A 15653-nucleotide genomic window follows, 5' to 3' on the forward strand; every position below is an offset into this window, starting at 1 on the left:
AAATCAATAGGGAGGATGATGTGGAAGAGAAAAGTTAAATCAATAGATAAAAAGGTATTGGCGTTTATAATGATCTTCTTGTATTATTTTGTTACCCGTCTTTATGGGATTTCTGGTCATATGAATGAGTATTTTGATTATGATGAAGGCACATATCTCATGATTGCAAGGCTAATTAATCAAGGATATTTGCCCTATAGAGATATTTTTGCAGTTCATCCACCACTTTTTTATTACATGCTTGCTCTCTGGCTTAGGATATTTGGAGATAATTACGTGGTGGGCAGATTGTTCTCTGTGTTTCTTGGGTTTTTATCGCTAATTATTGCCTACTGTATAGGAAAAGAAGTCAAAAGCTGGGAACTGGGGGTTACGTTTACTGGGTTGCTGGCTATGGATCCGCTGTTAATTCATGTAAATCCTTTGGTTTTCCATGAAAGTTCAATTGAGTTTTTTACCTTGTTGTCTTTGTACTATTTTGTAAGATTTGTAAAAACAGAGAATCTTAAGTACGCCTATATTTCGCTCTTTTGGGCTGGACTGGGAAGTACATCCAAGTTTACAATACTTCCCTTTGCTGTTGCTTTATATCTTACAATTTTCTTCTCCCTCAATCAAGAAATTTTTGAACACGCTAAAAATGCCAGCAAAGTATTATTAAACAAAAAACAAGTGTTTATATGTTTAGTTAGTTATATCCTAATAACTATTATCTCTATGTCAACAATTTTTATGTGGCCATCCGAGTTAGTAAGAAAGCTGATGATCGTTCCAGGTTTGCATAAAATAGAGGTTTATGGGCAGATAATCCCCTCTGCATTTTTGCTTGCAATATGGGGAATTTTGACGATATATGTATTCAGGATATCCTATGTAGACAAACTTATTAGATTTGCAATCTTTTCAATAAAAAACATAAGATCCGCAATTTTACTCGCTTTGGCTTTTTTACTTCCCAAACTTATTATTGAGGGGATATTGGGTGTTATGATAAGCAGAGACTACATCTATCAAACATATCTTGCTCAAGGGGGGAGAGGTTTTCCAATTATAAATCTTTTTATGTATATCGGAGATAAATTTGGTCATATCTACAACAACACGCTGGAGCTCATGATCGCAAATGTTCCGCTAATACTACTAGTCGCCGTTATCCTCCTTGTATGGACACTTGACCTAAGTTCTGAGCCAAATCCCGTTAGTCAGCACCTAAGGGTACTGTTTATTGTTAGCTTTTTTATGTATTTTTTCGTATCCCCAACCCTGCCAAATGACAGATTTTTAATTTCTTTGTGGCTTGTGCTATATTTACTTCTACTTGAGTTTTTAAGCTCTGTTAAATTTACCAAGAAACAACTATACGGCATGTTGTCTATCTTCATAGTCTTTCTGCTAATTGCGGATTATGGAATGGTTTATCAGTACCCCCAAGGAAAGCTAAAGTTTATCTGGGCGGTGCATAGCAAAGAAATGAGGGACGAATTAAAAGAGTACATTCTAAAAAACAATCTGTCAAACGAGAAGTTCTATGCTGTAAATCCTATGAATACATACTATTTGGGTCTTCAAACCGAGCCATATTACATTGATACTTTTGGTCTGATACTCTTGAAAGATACGAACACCACCGAAATTCTCTCGGCACTTTCTAGGAGAGATGTTAAATACTATATCCTAAGCACTTGGATATATTACAAATGGCCTGAACCTGCTAATAAAGAGTTTAACAATCTAATCTCATATATTAACAAAAATGGATATTTACTCTACGGAGATTCATATAAAAATGGAGACATAATTGAAATCTACAAATTAAAAGAATTCCCAAGATGGAACAACTCAGAAATTGCTCTCTTTTCATACACTGGAGCTATACTCATAGAGAATCATTCAGAATACATAGCCAAGATTTATGCCACTAGAAACAATAAACACTACAACCTTAGGACTAAAATTAAAATATCCTCCATCAATCCATTAATATATGATGTAACTCAGTACTCTACAGATACTCAAGTTAAATTTTCGCTATCTATAGCTTCAGATTCACTAAAGTTCGTTCTTCCATCTGATAGTGAGTTGATAATGGAATTCTATGCTCCAGTAACAGTTGGATATTCTCTAACCTCCAATCCCAATGTAGAAAAAATACTCACCAAAAATCACAGTGTGCATGCCACAAAAGTCAATATCTACTATAAGGACTACATCCTTTCGCTGAGTGGAGATAACATAAAATTAACAAAAATCTCAGAAGATACCGTTGAGATTATTGGGAATAACATAACAATCAAAATCACGAGGGAAAGATTATGAAAACAAAAATAATCTCAATACTCAATGACAAATTTGTAAAAGATGCCGCAATAATGACATTAGCAACTACATTTGCAAACTTTTTCAATTACCTTTATCAATTAATAATGGGAAGACTGTTAGTTCCCTCCGAGTACGGGGATCTTTTTAGTCTATTATCGCTGTTTTACATCTTCTCAGTTATATTCGCAGTGATCAATGTATCAACAGCAAAGTTTACAACAATCTACTCACTAAGAGGAGAATATGAAAAGATAAAAGGTTTTCTAATAGAGATTTCTAAAAAACTTTGTGTTATAGGATTTATTATTGCTATTTTGGCAATTTTTATCTCGGACTTATTGGCGAGTTTTTTAAATATTAACACAAATCTTGCCCTTATATACCTCTCCTTGGCAATTCCCTTTGCGCTATTATTCACCCTCCATCAAGGCATACTGAGGGGCTTGCAAAGATTTACAGCACTGGGACTTAGCATAGTCGGATGGGCATTTTTAAAACTTTTATTTGGGATACTGTTGGTATTAATTTGGAAAAACTTTCTTGGGGGAATAGCAGGGTTTACACTAGCGTATGTCATCATCTTGGCTCTTACATTTTTTTATCTTAGAGATATTCTAAAGTTTCCGAAAATGCATCATGTCGATTTAAAAGGGTTTATAAAGTACAGCTGGATAAGTTTTTTAGCGCTGTTTTCATATTCTCTAATGTGGAATATTGATGTCATTTTGGTGAAACACTATTTTCCCCCATTTCAGGCTGGAATATATGCCGCAATTTCAGTTCTCGGAAAAATTGTTCTGTTTGCTTCGGTTTCAATTGGAATAGTGCTATTTCCAGAAAGTGCCCAAAGATATGAAAAAAATGAGTCACATCTCCAAATATTCCTGCGAGCATTAGGATTAACCGCGGCAATTGGATTTGGTATAATAGCTGTCTATGTGTTTTTCCCTTATACAATTGTCAAGATCATCTATGGTGAGGGATACATGATGATTGCTGAATACCTATGGAAATATGGAACTGCAATGTTGTTGCTATCTCTTGTTAATGTGACACTGAACTATGCGCTCTCAATAAATATAAAAGAAATAGCGTATTCGCTTCTATTGGGAAATTGTTTGGAAATTATATTTATATATACATTTAGAACCTCTATAGACTACATAATCAACAGCTTGGTTACGGTAATGCTTATAACCTTAATAGTTTCCTTACTTCAAATTTGGAGGCATAGAAAGTGAAGTTTTCTCTAATTATTCCAGCATACAATGAAGAAAAAAGAATCCTAAGGACTCTAAATGAGTACTATGCAGCTCTAAAAGCAACATTTAATGAGGACTTTGAGATTATTATTGAGATGGATGGTTGTACTGATAGAACCCCTCAGGTAGTTAGGAATTTTGCACAAGACAAAGAGAATGTAAAAATCTTAGAATTTCCAAAACGACTTGGCAAAGGAGGAGGACTTCTTCAGGCATTTAAGGTTGCAAAAGGAGAAATTATTGGATTCACTGATGCTGACGGCTCTACACCAGCAAAGGAATATATTAGGCTGATTCGTACTATCAACAAAGGGTATGATGTGATTATAGGGTCCAGATGGCTCCCTGAAAGTAAAGTTACCATTCCCCAACCACTAATCCGGAGAATATTAAGCAGGGGGTTTAATCTATTAGTACGGCTCTTATTTAACCTTAATATTAGAGATACACAGTGTGGAGCTAAAGTTTTTAGGCGAGAAGTCATCGAGAGTGCTATTCCTTATATAAAAATTGGAGGCTTTGCTTTTGATGTGGAATTGTTATACATTGCCAAAACAATGGGATTCAAAATCAAAGAGGAACCTATAGAATGGCACAATGAAAAAGAATCAAAGCTGAATCTAAAATCTGTAGTTCCAAGAATGTTCATAGATATAATAAAACTGAGAATCCGAACAATAAGATTTAGGTGAGACAATGAGGATATTAATCCTAAACTGGAGAGAAATTAACGATCCGCTAGCAGGAGGAGCAGAAAAATATCTATATGAAATTGGAAAAAGAATAGCAAAGATGGGACACTCTGTTGTATTTTTTGGGAGAGAATACTACCCACAAATCCCAAAGAAAGACAAGATTAATGAAATTAAAATTGTAAGGGGAGGCAACAAGTTTACAGTATACCTCTGGGCTCTCTGGTATCTCGCCAAAAACAGGAAGAAATTTGATGTGGTAATCGACTCTGAAAATGGAATTCCCTTCTTTTCTCCATTAGTATTCAACAATGTTATATGTGTCATGCACCATGTACACTTAGATGTCTTTGATAAAGAGCTTTCATTTCCTCTTAATCTGGTAGGAAAGTTTCTGGAAGGCAGACTAATGCCGTATATTTATAAGAATAAACTTTTTGTTAGTGTCTCACCTTCTACAAAAAAAGAAATTATAGAGAGATTAAAAATTAAGCCTGAACAAATAAAGATTGTGTACAATGGTGTTGATTATGAAAAACTATCCACCCAGTCTATCATAAGCAAGTTCAAAGACCCAACTGTCATTTATTTCGGCAGGGTAAAAAGATACAAACGGATTGATCACGTGATAAGGGCACTTGCTTTAACTAAGAGAAAAATTAAAAATGTAAAACTAATAATAGCTGGAAAAATGGATAATAATATTTGTAATGAACTGAAAAAACTCGCAGATGAACTAAATGTTTACGTAGAATGGTACAGCAATGTGGAAAATTCTTTAAAAAATGAACTTCTGAGTAAATCGTGGATATATGTGATAACATCGCTAAAGGAGGGATGGGGGATAAGTGTTATTGAAGCAAATGCCTGTGGTACTCCTGTGGTCAGCTATGATGTACCAGGATTAAGGGACTCAGTAAGAAATAGTTACAATGGGATATTGGTGAGAAACGGGAACATTAAAGCACTTAGTAAAGTTATAATTTGCCTCTTAGAAAATCCCAAAGTTAGAAAGAAGCTTTCTCATAATGCCAGGAAATGGGCGAAAAGATTTAGTTGGGAGAGAAGTATGCAATATATAATCCAAATAATCTCAGAAAGGTGATTCTAGTAATGTACTTCCCACGTATTTCAATAGGGATCCCTGTTTATAACGAACAAGAAAATATTCAAAAATTATTATTGTCAATTCTTTGCCAAAAGGGAGTTAATATACGTGAAATAATTATCATTAATGACGGATCCACTGATAATACTCTTAAAAAAATTATGGAGATTAGCTCGATTATCGAGAGAGACATAGTTTTAAAGGTGATAAATTTACGGCATAATATAGGCAAGGCTAATGCTCTAAATATAATTTTTAGAATAGCTTCATCTGAATATTTAGTGTTACTCGATTCAGATGTCATTTTAATGGATGAATATACTCTAAAAAGATTGGTATATCCCTTGATTAAGAATGAAGACATTGGTCTAGTTAGTGGATGGTACGAAATTTCTTCGTACTCTTCAATAAATATGTCTGTCTTTAATAAAATTATTACATGGGCATATAAATTTTCTGCCAAACTATTAAAAGAGATAGGTTCGAATTTTGGAGTATATGGTGCTACCGGTGCTATTATGGCAGTTCCAAGGAATATTTATAAAGAGCTACAACTTCCAACTAATATGCTTAGAGATGACCTTTATGTTTACCTTGATGTTCTTAGTAAAAATAAGAAGTTTGTCTTTCAACCCAATGCAAAAGTAATTGTTCATATTAATCCAACTCTTAAAAATTACTTGAGATATCAGGTGAGAGTTAGAAGTATACCCAAAGATATTATAATAGGATTTGGTAATATTGCACAGGAAGAATTAAGAAAACCTCCTTATAGCATGTTACTATTAACCCTACTAAGATTATCTATAAAGTACCCCCTAGAAGGCATAAGTTGGGTTTTATTAAAAGTAATCTCACTAATATATATCAAATATCTCAAAAATATAAAAATATCAGTTAGATGGAGAGCTCGTAAGGAGGGCATAAATGAGTGAGAATTCAACAAAAGATAGAAAAAAAGTTGCTAAATATATCCTAATTTGTGCCTTTATTTTTATATTACAACTTATTTATTCGATTCTAAGATACCATGTATTTTTTACGTCAGCTTTTGATTTAGGCATATATATTAGGAAAATATCCCACTATGGGGCAAAGAGAATAGCATTTTTAGGGCACTCAGAACCAATTCTCCTCCTTATCCTCCCACTTTACGAACTCTTCCCATATGCAGAAACCCTTCTCATCTTGCAAGCTCTTTCTGTAGCATTAAGTGGTTTAATTTTCTACAAGTTTGCAAACGAAATCTTAAAGAACAGAGACATCTCTTTCGGATTAATGTTGCTCTATTTCCTAAATCCCTTTTTGCTTGGCTTAATTAGATACGACTTTCATCCAGTCTCTCTCGCGCTTCCATTTATTTTTCTAACTGCATACTACTTAGAAAAGAGAAAATATAAAAAAGCTCTTATAGCATCTCTCTTTATTCTTTCTGTTAAGGAAGATGCTGGAATAGCACTAGTGAGCTTAGGCTCATACTACTTATTAAAATCAAATAACTTCTCATTAAAAGTCACAATAAAAAAAGGACTTAAACTGAGATTCAAAAGAGAAGAATGGCCGTTAATAATTCTAACACTCTTAGGAATCTTATGGATTCTGCTCTCAATCTTTATCTTAATTCCCCATTATAGTGCTAGAAGACATTATGGATACACAAACAGATACTCAAATCCCCTCTCCTATTTGCCTGAAAAAATAGCATATATCCTACTACACGGGGTCTTTGTTGGATTCATTCCCTATACCTTTCCTCCAAATATATTCCTTTTTGGAGTTCCAATGCTCGAAAACCTTCTTTCTTCGAGGATATATCAAATAGCCATTGGATATCAGTACCAGTATATGGTTGTGCCATTGCTGTTCATAGCTACAACATACGCAATAAAAATAAAAAAGTTGGACTGGGAAAGCATAAAGAAAATTATTTTGACAAGTCTTCTTATAAGCGTGCTTTTCTCTCCGCTAATACCACCATATGGAATCGAGGAATACTTCCCAATACTGTACAAGGATCCACGCTTTCCAATTCCAAGCGAACATGATAGGATGTTAAAAAATGTCATCGATATTATCTCAGTCACAAACTTAACAGTCCTACCCCAACCAACAATATACCCACACATGGCAAATAGAAAAGAAACCTACCTATTTTATAACCAGACAAATCCACCAGATATACTCCTACTTGATCCCTACATACCTCTATATTGTATACAAAAAGACGATACTTGGTGCTATGACGTTCACTATTTCTTTGAACTATTCAATATCTCCAAGAAATATAAACTATACACATTCAAAGGAATCGAGATATATGTAAGATACGACAAAGTTAACAGTGATAATATTCAGAAGTTACTGGCAAAAATCAGACAGGTAACGAGTAAAAATTAAAAGCTACAATAAGATACGAAGAAAAATACCCATCAAGCACTTGCAGCCGCACTTAGTTCACTTGCAACCTGGCTTGTAAGTGCACTTGCAGCACTGCTAACTGCACTACCTGTTGAGCTCCCAGTTCCCTTCAGGTATCTTAACACGATAGCGATTATAATCAAAGCCGCAGCAATCATGAACAGGTATTCAATTGCTCCCTGTGCCTTCCTCCTCATTTACATCACCTCCGTATGCTTCTTTCATCATTCCTACTAAAGAAAAAGTTATATATCTTTTTACTCAAATTTGAGATGATTATACTCAATAATGATTATGCAAGGTGTCCCAAATGGTGTTAAAAATTTTCCAAGCAGAGTCTGCGAATATTGAAGAATGCTTAAATCATATTAAAACAACATCAAAAGAAGAATTTCTAAAAACTCCAGGTAAAATAGAAAAATCAAAAATTTCTTTAAATTTTGGAGCTTTTATGAACGTCATAATAGCTTTGGACATCGACGAAAGCCAGCCGGCTGAAAAAGGTCTGATAACTGCATATGCCAGTGCGAGAAACAAGAGGGATGCATTAAAAAAACTCCAAGATGCCCTTAACAAACAGATAAAAAGCACTATGGAAATAGTAGATTTCGAAATTGGAACTTATACAACCCCAGTAACAAGAAGGACATATGCTGTGGGCATTATCGTGTACAATATCCCCCTCCACGAAGTCGAGTTTAGCAAATTAAGCATAAAGGAAAGGAGGAAGATACTTGCCAAAGCTTTAGAGCTATTCAACTACAATCCCAAAGTTCTAAACATCTCAGAAGTTGCAAGAACATTTGGAGTTTCAAGGGACTCAATTTATTATGATATAGAGCAGATACTAAAAGAAAGAAGGCTAAGAAGTGGATAATGGAACCGGAGTTGCAGAAAGAACAAAAATCAGCAAAGCAATTACTGCAAGTATTTTTCTTTTAAATGAAATGGGAGACACTTCATCAAGAGCTCCGGGATTCCCTATTCTTCCCATCAGGAGAATTATTCCTCCCCATATTAGCCAGCCTACCCAAAGGTAACTCAGCGCTATTAATGCAAAACCCAATCCAAAAGTTAAATATGCATGCATCTTTTCATTCAGAAATGCCCTTGCAATGTGTCCTCCATCAAGCTGTGCTGCAGGAACTAAATTCAAAAATGTTACCAAAATACCAACCCAACCAGCTATCGCAACTGGATGAAACAGAATAACATACCCCTCTCCAAGGTGAAGGAAGTACTTTTCAAGAATCATGAAAAACAAATTGGTTCCAAAAATTATGCCTCCTTCCTTAAGATTCACAATTGAAGCAGGCAGGACTAAGGAGAGCTTAAGTCCTATTATTGAAACGGGAAGAGCAACTAAAAATCCAGCAAGAGGTCCGCTAACTCCCAGATCAATAGCTGCATTCCTTGTTGGAATCGGAGATTTTACCCTGATCACAGCACCCATTGTCCCGATAAACGAGGGGAATGGTATGAAATATGGAAACGTGGACTTAACACCATGGAGTGTTGCCGCTATTTTATGCCCCATCTCATGAGTTCCAAGGATCGCCATTATGCTTATTGAAAATGCCAGGGCATTGAGGTAAATGTTTCTGATTCCGGGAAGGTTGTACTGATCTAAAGCCTGAACATAGCCAAGAGACAACAAATAGCCTGCCCCAAAAGTGCTTATGAGCGTGGCAACAAACAATAGAATCCCTATAAGAGGGTTTTCACTCTTAACATGCTGTGCAGGAAATACATAAAGTACAATTTTTCCTCCTCTTCTCTTTAAAGCCGCCCAGTATCCTAAGCTCTCAAGTTCTCTCAGCACAACCTCAAAGTTCTCTTCTTTAATTGATAGAACTTCAAAAGCAAGCAAATTAGCCTCCTGCCGAAGAACTCCTCCAATATCGTAAAATTTTTTAATTTCTTGAATCAGTTTCTGGGAAATTGGTTCTTCCACAGCTTCAATCTCTTCAGTAAACCCCACAAGAACCATGTCTCCTCCGCAGTTAGGACAAGACCTTTCAAGTAACGGTTCTGTAGATTCCCTCACTTCTCGATAACCGCAGTCAATACACTCATAAATTCCTTTCGGCATTTTTCCACCTTACCTTGTTATTTTAAAACTACTATTTAAATGCCTTCCTCTTCATGGATTATAATCTCTCCCCTATCCGCATCAACTTCAATGATCTGCCCGTTTTTAATCTTCCTTATGTCAATTCTATCCACCATCGGGATTTCTGCAATTATTGCACCAGTTGCCACTATTGTCTCTGCATCTTCCACTACAATGGCTTTTGGAGCAACGTTGTTCTTTTTGAGCTGGTAAATAATGTAAGAGCCGACAGTTGAACCTTTACCCCTGGGAAATACAAGGATTTTGTCTTTAACACTTTCTCCCCTTATATCGCTCTCCACATCAGTTATAATTCCAGTTTTTGGATCAATTCCTCCTAAAAATGAGAGAGGTCTTCGAGAAACCAGAGCAATTCCCTTAGCCTTTCCCTTTGTTATCCTTCTTCCTTTAAGCTTCATCCCTCCCACCTCACGGAGCTTCAAGAATCAGCTTATCCGTATTATCGAGTCTTACTTTCAGTCCAGCTGATGAAAAATAGAAGCTTGCCTTTCCGCTGTTCGTTGCAATTCCCTTGTACCAACTCTTGATTGGTGAAACAATTAGGCATGCATCCACAACAATCTTACCATTATAGCGCTCTATGACTTCTGTGTAGCCCAAAGAATCTGCTAAATATCTCACGACCCTGCTTGCCGTTATGAAGAGAGGAACTTTCAGAGGTTTTCCCCTCATCCTTAAAAGCTCAGCGACTTCTTTTATTTCATGAATTGAAGCATGTGGACAGCCAATTAAAATGGCATCAATCTCATCCCAGCCAGCGTTGTACTTTTCTTTAACTTCCTTGAGCTCTTTGTCATCAACCTGTATTCTTTCAAGCTTATCTGTAATGGCAGTTTTATACTCCGGGGTTTCCCCCTCAACATGATATAACGCAATTGAGCCTGTTGCAGCCATTGAGGCACCAAGCTCTTTCAAATAATCTGTCTTTTCAGGTCTTAATCCTCTAAAATAAGGAACATCATTTTTAAGTATCTTTCCAAGGTGATACCCCAAAAAACTGTAATCAACAAAGTCTTTAACTTTGGCTTGAATTTCAACAATAACCGTTGCTTTTCTGTTTTCTTCTAAGTGAAGCCCATAGTTTGGTGTTTTTCCCACAATTGCAGCCGCCAGACTTGAGGGTCCACCCTCTCTGTTCGTTCTTGCACCTATGATAGAGTTTGCAAAGCTTACGGCAGAACTTTCACTCCAAGCTAAGTGATCACCAAATTTTGGCAGATTTGCCCCATAATATGGGGTGCATGTTGAAGTTATCTCAATCCCCATCGCCTTGTAAAGCTCCAGAACCTCTCTTTGTTTTTCCATGAACTCTTCATTGCCAATTCCTGCAGGATTTAAGGTTGTATAAACACTAACTTTAGCTCCCGCATCTACAAAATCTCTCAAAAATTCTATGCCAGCATCCCCAATGTTTTTATAAGAAACTCCAGCTATTTGGGCACTTTTGATTGGAATTAGCCTATCCGCTCCATAAATCTCTCCGAGGGCAACAAGAATCTCCATGGCTTTCTGCAGAGCATATCCGTACTCTCCTGCTAAAATCAGCTCTTCTTCCTTTGTTAGATACATGCTATCACCATAAGAGATATCTCATAGAGGGTTTAAAGCTTTTACACTCTTCGAAACATCACATGTAGAGCCGTAAAGCCTTATTTTGCTATTAAGATTAGGCAAATTAAACAAAAGAGTTTTGTAATCGGAGTTTTTGAATAGTAAAGTTTATAAACTTACCATATATTAGTATGTATCGGGTTGTGCAGCGGGGTGGGGCAGCTAGGAGTGCCCGCCGGGCTCATAACCCGGAGGTCGGAGGTTCAAATCCTCCCCCCGCTACCAATGTATACATTTGTACGTCCAATTTTGGGTAATGTTTTTAGAAACGTTTTTAATGATGTATGTTTTCTTATAACTATGCGTAGTTTGAAAGAGTTATCTCCAACAGAATTGCAAATTCTTATTGAGTTTGTCATAAGTTTACGGAAAGAGGGAGTTAGTTACAAGAAGATTGTCAGCAAAGTTTCTGAAGAATTTGACGTCAAAGTTTCTAAAGCGACCGTGATTCGATGGTACAAAGGATACAGTAATCCATTCAACAAAATAAAACGCATTAACTTAAAACCTTCTCCCGAGCTTTCATACATAATTGGAGTTTATTTGGGTGATGGGAGCATTCATCGAAAATCCAACGGAAGGTATCTAATAAAACTTCAAAGTAGTGGATAAAGGATTCGCGGAGACATTTTTAAATGGTGTTAACTCAACTTTTGGCTTTGAGAGAGACACCTCACGTGTTAATAGATGGTATGTAGAAGCCAGTAACAAAGAGCTTTTTATGTTTCTCAATAAATCCATTGACAAATTAATTGAGACTGCAGGGAATTATCCAGCTGATTTCCTAAGAGGATTCTTTGACAGTGAGGGCTATCCAATAATTGAGGCCAAGAACAGATTTCGAGTTATGGTCGGTGTTGCTAACTCCAATTTGGAGACCATTGGAGCTGTGAAGGATATGCTTGCTCAGTTGGGGATAAGTTCAACTATTAGAAGGTCTAATCTCATCGGACAAGAAGTTGTAATCCGCGGCATTAAATACACGTCTAATGTCGATATGTATACTCTAACAGTAAGTCGAAAAGCAGACGTGAAACGCTTTGCTGAGCTCGTGGGATTTTCTTCATCAACAAAAATGAAGAAGCTCCAATTTGCTATTCAACTCATGGATCTACCTGATGATAAGGCTATTTCTAAGTGGCATAGATTGTACTACAAAACTCCTCGCGGATACAAACTTAAAAACTCAACAGGCAAAAGTTTTTAAACACACCTTGGCAATTCCAATTGGCTATGCCATAAGGGGCGGCTGGCGGGAGCTGGCCGTCACCAAGGAGGTGTTATATATGGCAAGGATACATGCGAGAAAGAGAGGTAAATCGGGATCAAAAAGACCCCCAAGGACTGCCCCACCAACTTGGGTGGAATACACAGCTGAGGAAGTTGAGAACCTTGTCATAAAGCTTAGGAAAGAAGGCTACAGCACGGCTATGATAGGGACTATTCTCAGAGACCAGTATGGAATTCCAAGCGTTAAGCTAATTACAGGCAAAAAGATAACCAAGATCCTTGAAGAGAACGGCTTAGCACCAGAAATTCCAGAGGATTTGATGTTCCTCATTAAGAGGGCAGTTAACTTGAGAAGACATCTCGAGGAACATCCCAAGGACATACACTCAAGGAGAGGGCTTCAGCTCATTGAAAGCAAGATCAGAAGACTTGTGAAATACTACAGAAGAACAGGAAAGCTTCCACCAAAGTGGAGATACGATCCAGAGCAGGCAAAACTCTTAGTTCGCTGATTTCTCACTTTTTCCTTCTTAAGGTGATAGGATGGACAAGAGCGGCTTTTTGGAGAAGGTTAGGGAAGGTGCCGAACTGATAAAAATGCACATCGAGTTAGGGCACACTATACGCATCATTTCCCACAGAGATGCCGACGGGATAACTGCTGGCGCCATTCTTGCAAAGGCAATTGCACGGGAAGGCGGGAACTTTCATTTGAGCATTGTTAAACAGCTCAGCGAGGATTTAATCACGGAACTTGCAAATGAAAAGCAGAAAATTTACGTTTTCAGCGATTTAGGTAGTGGATCAATAAAGCTCATTGAGAAACACCTCAGTGATGCAAGTGTTGTTATAGCTGATCATCATCCACCAGAGGATGGAGAGATTAAGAACGATAACCACATCTTAGTTAACCCAACACAATTTGGAGCCGACAGCGTTAGAGATCTAAGCGGTTCTGGAGTTGCTTATTTTGTTGCAAGGGAGATTAATGAGAAGAACAGGGATTTAAGCTATTTGGCCTTAGTTGGTGCCGTTGGAGATATGCAGGAAATAGATGGGCAGTTCCACGGCATGAACTTGGACATAATAGAAGATGCAAAAGAACTTGACTTGATTGAAATACGGAAGGAGATTAGGCTTTATGGAAGGGAGACGAGGAAGCTCTACCAAATGCTCGCCTATGCCACTAATCCAGAGATTCCAGAAATTACCGGAGATGAGAGAAAGGCCATTGAATTCCTCAGGGCTAAGGGATTTGACCCAGATATGTACTACTGGCAGCTCAGAGAAGAAGAAAAGAAGAGATTCAATGACTTGATTGTAATTCATCTGATCAAACACGGAGCTGGGAAAGAAGTGATCGACAGAATAATCGGAGATGTAGTCCTAATAAAGGTCTACAAAGAAGGAGATCCAAGACACGAGGCAAGAGAATTCGCTACTCTGCTCAATGCAACTGGAAGACTAAACGCAGGCACCCTTGGAGTAGCAATATGCTTGGGAGATGATGATGCATTTAAAGCCGCACTAAAGCTGGTCGATGAGTACAAGAAAGAGCAGATTGAGGCAAGAAAATATTTAATACAAAATTGGAACAGCAGTGTTATTGAAAAGGAAAATGTCTACGTCTTTTACGCGGGTAAAAACATCAAAGATACTCTCGTGGGCATAGCAGCAAACATTGCAATAAGTTCAAGACTTGCAAGCCCAGAAAAGCCGGTGATTATTTTGGCAGACAGTGAGGAAGATGAGAGCCTCGTTAAAGGCTCAGCAAGAACTACCGAAAGAGCGTTAGCCAAGGGGTATCATCTTGGAGAGGCTTTGAGAAAAGTTGCGGAGATTATTGGCGGAGAAGGCGGAGGTCATGCGATAGCTGCTGGCATTAGATTTCCAAAGGACAAATTGGAGGAATTTGCAGAGCTTATAAACAAAGCGTTGGAGGAGCAGACAAATGGAAATTAAAGCCAATGCGGAGATAATCTGGCAGTACAACGATGAAAGAACCGCCGAGGCAATAGCGAGAGCTATTGATGTTGATAATTTAAACCTTCCAAAAAATTTAAAGGTTAAAACTTATTGGGAAGATTGTAAGGTCATAACAAAAGTTAAATACTCCGGTGAGATTGAAAGCCTTATAGTGGCTTTGGATGATTTGGTGTTTTCAATCAAGATCGCCGAAGATAGTTTAAAACTGTGAAAGTTAGGAGGTGTTAAGATGGCCAGAGCTAATCCAAGAAAAAGAGCTGCCGCTGCAAGAGATAAGTGGAAGCTCAAGCAGTGGTATATTGTTTATGCTCCCGAGTTTTTTGGAAGCCAGGAGATTGGTTTAACTCCAGCAGACGATCCTGAAAAGGTTAAGGGCAGGGTTATAGAAACAACGCTCAAAGACTTAACTGGAGACTTCACAAAGGGTCACGTTAAGCTATACTTCCAGATTTATGACGTCAAAGGGCAGAACGCTTACACAAAGTTCAAGGGACACAAGCTTGCAAGGAGCTACATTAGGAGCTTAGTTAGAAGAAGAACAACAAGAATTGATGGTATCTTTAATGTGACAACAAAGGACGGCTACAAGCTTAGAGTTATGGGAATGGTCATTGCAATAAGAAGAATTCAGACAAGCCAAGAGAGGGCAATTAGAGAAATCATGAGAAACATCATATACAAGAAGGCTGAAGAGCTGCCGTTTACACAGTTTGTTCTTGAGGCTGTCACAGGTAAGATGGCTTCTGAGATTGCCAAGGAAGCAAAGAAGATATATCCGCTTAAGAGAGCAGAAATCAGAAAGATTAAGGTTCTTGCTGAACCGGAGATTTGATTTTTCTCCGCTTCCATTTCTCCTCTAAAGCGCTTCTGCTAAAGCTTTTAAGTTTATTCTC

Annotated in this window: 17 protein-coding genes and 1 tRNA gene; 14 read left to right on the forward strand and 4 right to left on the reverse strand. The window is 37.4% G+C overall.

Going from position 1 to position 15653, the window contains the following annotated elements; all coding sequences use genetic code 11:
- Positions 1-15 precede the first annotated feature (15 nt).
- The 6 genes from TERMP_RS04400 to TERMP_RS04425 are packed head-to-tail and all read left to right on the forward strand — an operon-like array spanning position 16 to position 7778.
- The gene (locus TERMP_RS04400; RefSeq protein WP_081452202.1) at positions 16-2316 is read left to right on the forward strand and encodes an ArnT family glycosyltransferase; all 2301 of its coding nucleotides are present in this window, start codon (positions 16-18) and stop codon (positions 2314-2316) included.
- Complete coding sequence (locus tag TERMP_RS04405) at positions 2313-3560, forward strand: oligosaccharide flippase family protein (RefSeq protein WP_013467159.1); 1248 nt, start codon at positions 2313-2315, stop codon at positions 3558-3560. The genes TERMP_RS04400 and TERMP_RS04405 overlap by 4 nt, the downstream gene beginning before the upstream one ends.
- The gene (locus TERMP_RS04410; RefSeq protein ID WP_013467160.1) at positions 3557-4273 is read left to right on the forward strand and encodes a dolichyl-phosphate beta-glucosyltransferase; all 717 of its coding nucleotides are present in this window, start codon (positions 3557-3559) and stop codon (positions 4271-4273) included. The genes TERMP_RS04405 and TERMP_RS04410 overlap by 4 nt, the downstream gene beginning before the upstream one ends.
- 4 nt (positions 4274-4277) lie before the next feature.
- Positions 4278-5378 (forward strand): glycosyltransferase family 4 protein, encoded by a 1101-nt coding sequence (locus TERMP_RS04415; protein ID WP_013467161.1) that lies wholly within the window; start codon positions 4278-4280, stop codon positions 5376-5378.
- Positions 5330-6316 (forward strand): glycosyltransferase family 2 protein, encoded by a 987-nt coding sequence (locus tag TERMP_RS11255; RefSeq protein ID WP_148221065.1) that lies wholly within the window; start codon positions 5330-5332, stop codon positions 6314-6316. The genes TERMP_RS04415 and TERMP_RS11255 overlap by 49 nt, the downstream gene beginning before the upstream one ends.
- Complete coding sequence (locus TERMP_RS04425; RefSeq protein WP_013467163.1) at positions 6309-7778, forward strand: DUF2079 domain-containing protein; 1470 nt, start codon at positions 6309-6311, stop codon at positions 7776-7778. Before TERMP_RS11255 ends, TERMP_RS04425 begins: the two co-directional genes overlap by 8 nt.
- Positions 7779-7810: 32 nt before the next feature.
- Here the strand turns inward: TERMP_RS04425 and TERMP_RS04430 are convergent, their stop codons facing one another.
- Positions 7811-7996, reverse strand: coding sequence for a class III signal peptide-containing protein (locus TERMP_RS04430; protein ID WP_013467164.1), 186 nt, complete (start codon positions 7994-7996; stop codon positions 7811-7813).
- Positions 7997-8109: 113 nt separating this feature from the next.
- Between TERMP_RS04430 and TERMP_RS04435 the strand changes: the two genes are divergently transcribed.
- Positions 8110-8676: a hypothetical protein gene (locus tag TERMP_RS04435; RefSeq protein WP_013467165.1), complete on the forward strand. Its 567-nt coding sequence runs from the start codon at positions 8110-8112 to the stop codon at positions 8674-8676.
- Here the strand turns inward: TERMP_RS04435 and TERMP_RS04440 are convergent.
- Genes TERMP_RS04440 through TERMP_RS04450 form a run of 3 tightly spaced genes read right to left on the reverse strand, consistent with a single transcriptional unit; the run spans position 8662 to position 11502 of the window.
- Positions 8662-9891, reverse strand: coding sequence for a site-2 protease family protein (locus TERMP_RS04440; RefSeq protein ID WP_013467166.1), 1230 nt, complete (start codon positions 9889-9891; stop codon positions 8662-8664). The genes TERMP_RS04435 and TERMP_RS04440 overlap by 15 nt on opposite strands.
- A gap of 35 nt (positions 9892-9926) precedes the next feature.
- Positions 9927-10331 (reverse strand): DUF126 domain-containing protein, encoded by a 405-nt coding sequence (locus TERMP_RS04445; RefSeq protein ID WP_013467167.1) that lies wholly within the window; start codon positions 10329-10331, stop codon positions 9927-9929.
- 10 nt (positions 10332-10341) lie between these two features.
- The gene (locus tag TERMP_RS04450) at positions 10342-11502 is read right to left on the reverse strand and encodes an aconitase X catalytic domain-containing protein (protein ID WP_013467168.1); all 1161 of its coding nucleotides are present in this window, start codon (positions 11500-11502) and stop codon (positions 10342-10344) included.
- 189 nt (positions 11503-11691) lie between these two features.
- Between TERMP_RS04450 and TERMP_RS04455 the strand changes: the two genes are divergently transcribed.
- From TERMP_RS04455 to TERMP_RS04480, 7 genes are all read left to right on the forward strand, one after another.
- Positions 11692-11769: transfer RNA gene (locus tag TERMP_RS04455), tRNA-Met, on the forward strand.
- Positions 11770-11844: 75 nt separating this feature from the next.
- Entirely contained in the window at positions 11845-12156 is a 312-nt protein-coding gene (locus TERMP_RS11665) for a hypothetical protein (protein ID WP_237702872.1), read from the forward strand.
- 109 nt (positions 12157-12265) lie between these two features.
- Positions 12266-12751, forward strand: a complete 486-nt coding sequence (locus TERMP_RS11670) for an LAGLIDADG family homing endonuclease (RefSeq protein ID WP_237702874.1) — start codon at positions 12266-12268, stop codon at positions 12749-12751.
- A 79-nt stretch (positions 12752-12830) separates the two neighbouring features.
- A complete protein-coding gene (locus TERMP_RS04465; protein WP_013467170.1) occupies positions 12831-13286 on the forward strand; it encodes a 30S ribosomal protein S15 in 456 nt (151 codons plus the stop codon).
- 31 nt (positions 13287-13317) lie between these two features.
- Positions 13318-14736 (forward strand): DHHA1 domain-containing protein, encoded by a 1419-nt coding sequence (locus TERMP_RS04470; RefSeq protein WP_013467171.1) that lies wholly within the window; start codon positions 13318-13320, stop codon positions 14734-14736.
- A complete protein-coding gene (locus tag TERMP_RS04475) occupies positions 14726-14971 on the forward strand; it encodes a KEOPS complex subunit Pcc1 (protein WP_013467172.1) in 246 nt (81 codons plus the stop codon). The genes TERMP_RS04470 and TERMP_RS04475 overlap by 11 nt, the downstream gene beginning before the upstream one ends.
- 18 nt (positions 14972-14989) lie before the next feature.
- On the forward strand, positions 14990-15592 hold the full coding sequence (locus tag TERMP_RS04480; protein WP_013467173.1) for a 30S ribosomal protein S3ae: 603 nt from the start codon (positions 14990-14992) through the stop codon (positions 15590-15592).
- The last annotated feature ends 61 nt before the right edge of the window (positions 15593-15653 follow it).

Source organism: Thermococcus barophilus MP (assembly GCF_000151105.2).
Taxonomy (GTDB): Archaea; Methanobacteriota_B; Thermococci; order Thermococcales; family Thermococcaceae; genus Thermococcus_B; species Thermococcus_B barophilus.

Bases quoted from the DNA above. Each gene is read 5' to 3' on its own strand.
- TERMP_RS04435 (WP_013467165.1), top strand. From the start codon at position 8,110: ATGGTGTTAAAAATTTTCCAAGCAGAGTCTGCGAATATTGAAGAATGC.
- TERMP_RS04465 (WP_013467170.1), top strand. From the start codon at position 12,831: ATGGCAAGGATACATGCGAGAAAGAGAGGTAAATCGGGATCAAAAAGA.
- TERMP_RS04445 (WP_013467167.1), bottom strand. From the start codon at position 10,331: ATGAAGCTTAAAGGAAGAAGGATAACAAAGGGAAAGGCTAAGGGAATT.
- TERMP_RS04425 (WP_013467163.1), top strand. From the start codon at position 6,309: ATGAGTGAGAATTCAACAAAAGATAGAAAAAAAGTTGCTAAATATATC.
- TERMP_RS04450 (WP_013467168.1), bottom strand. From the start codon at position 11,502: ATGTATCTAACAAAGGAAGAAGAGCTGATTTTAGCAGGAGAGTACGGA.
- TERMP_RS04430 (WP_013467164.1), bottom strand. From the start codon at position 7,996: ATGAGGAGGAAGGCACAGGGAGCAATTGAATACCTGTTCATGATTGCT.
- TERMP_RS04405 (WP_013467159.1), top strand. From the start codon at position 2,313: ATGAAAACAAAAATAATCTCAATACTCAATGACAAATTTGTAAAAGAT.
- TERMP_RS04480 (WP_013467173.1), top strand. From the start codon at position 14,990: ATGGCCAGAGCTAATCCAAGAAAAAGAGCTGCCGCTGCAAGAGATAAG.
- TERMP_RS04415 (WP_013467161.1), top strand. From the start codon at position 4,278: ATGAGGATATTAATCCTAAACTGGAGAGAAATTAACGATCCGCTAGCA.
- TERMP_RS11670 (WP_237702874.1), top strand. From the start codon at position 12,266: ATGTTTCTCAATAAATCCATTGACAAATTAATTGAGACTGCAGGGAAT.
- TERMP_RS04470 (WP_013467171.1), top strand. From the start codon at position 13,318: ATGGACAAGAGCGGCTTTTTGGAGAAGGTTAGGGAAGGTGCCGAACTG.
- TERMP_RS11665 (WP_237702872.1), top strand. From the start codon at position 11,845: ATGCGTAGTTTGAAAGAGTTATCTCCAACAGAATTGCAAATTCTTATT.
- TERMP_RS04440 (WP_013467166.1), bottom strand. From the start codon at position 9,891: ATGCCGAAAGGAATTTATGAGTGTATTGACTGCGGTTATCGAGAAGTG.
- TERMP_RS04475 (WP_013467172.1), top strand. From the start codon at position 14,726: ATGGAAATTAAAGCCAATGCGGAGATAATCTGGCAGTACAACGATGAA.
- TERMP_RS04400 (WP_081452202.1), top strand. From the start codon at position 16: ATGATGTGGAAGAGAAAAGTTAAATCAATAGATAAAAAGGTATTGGCG.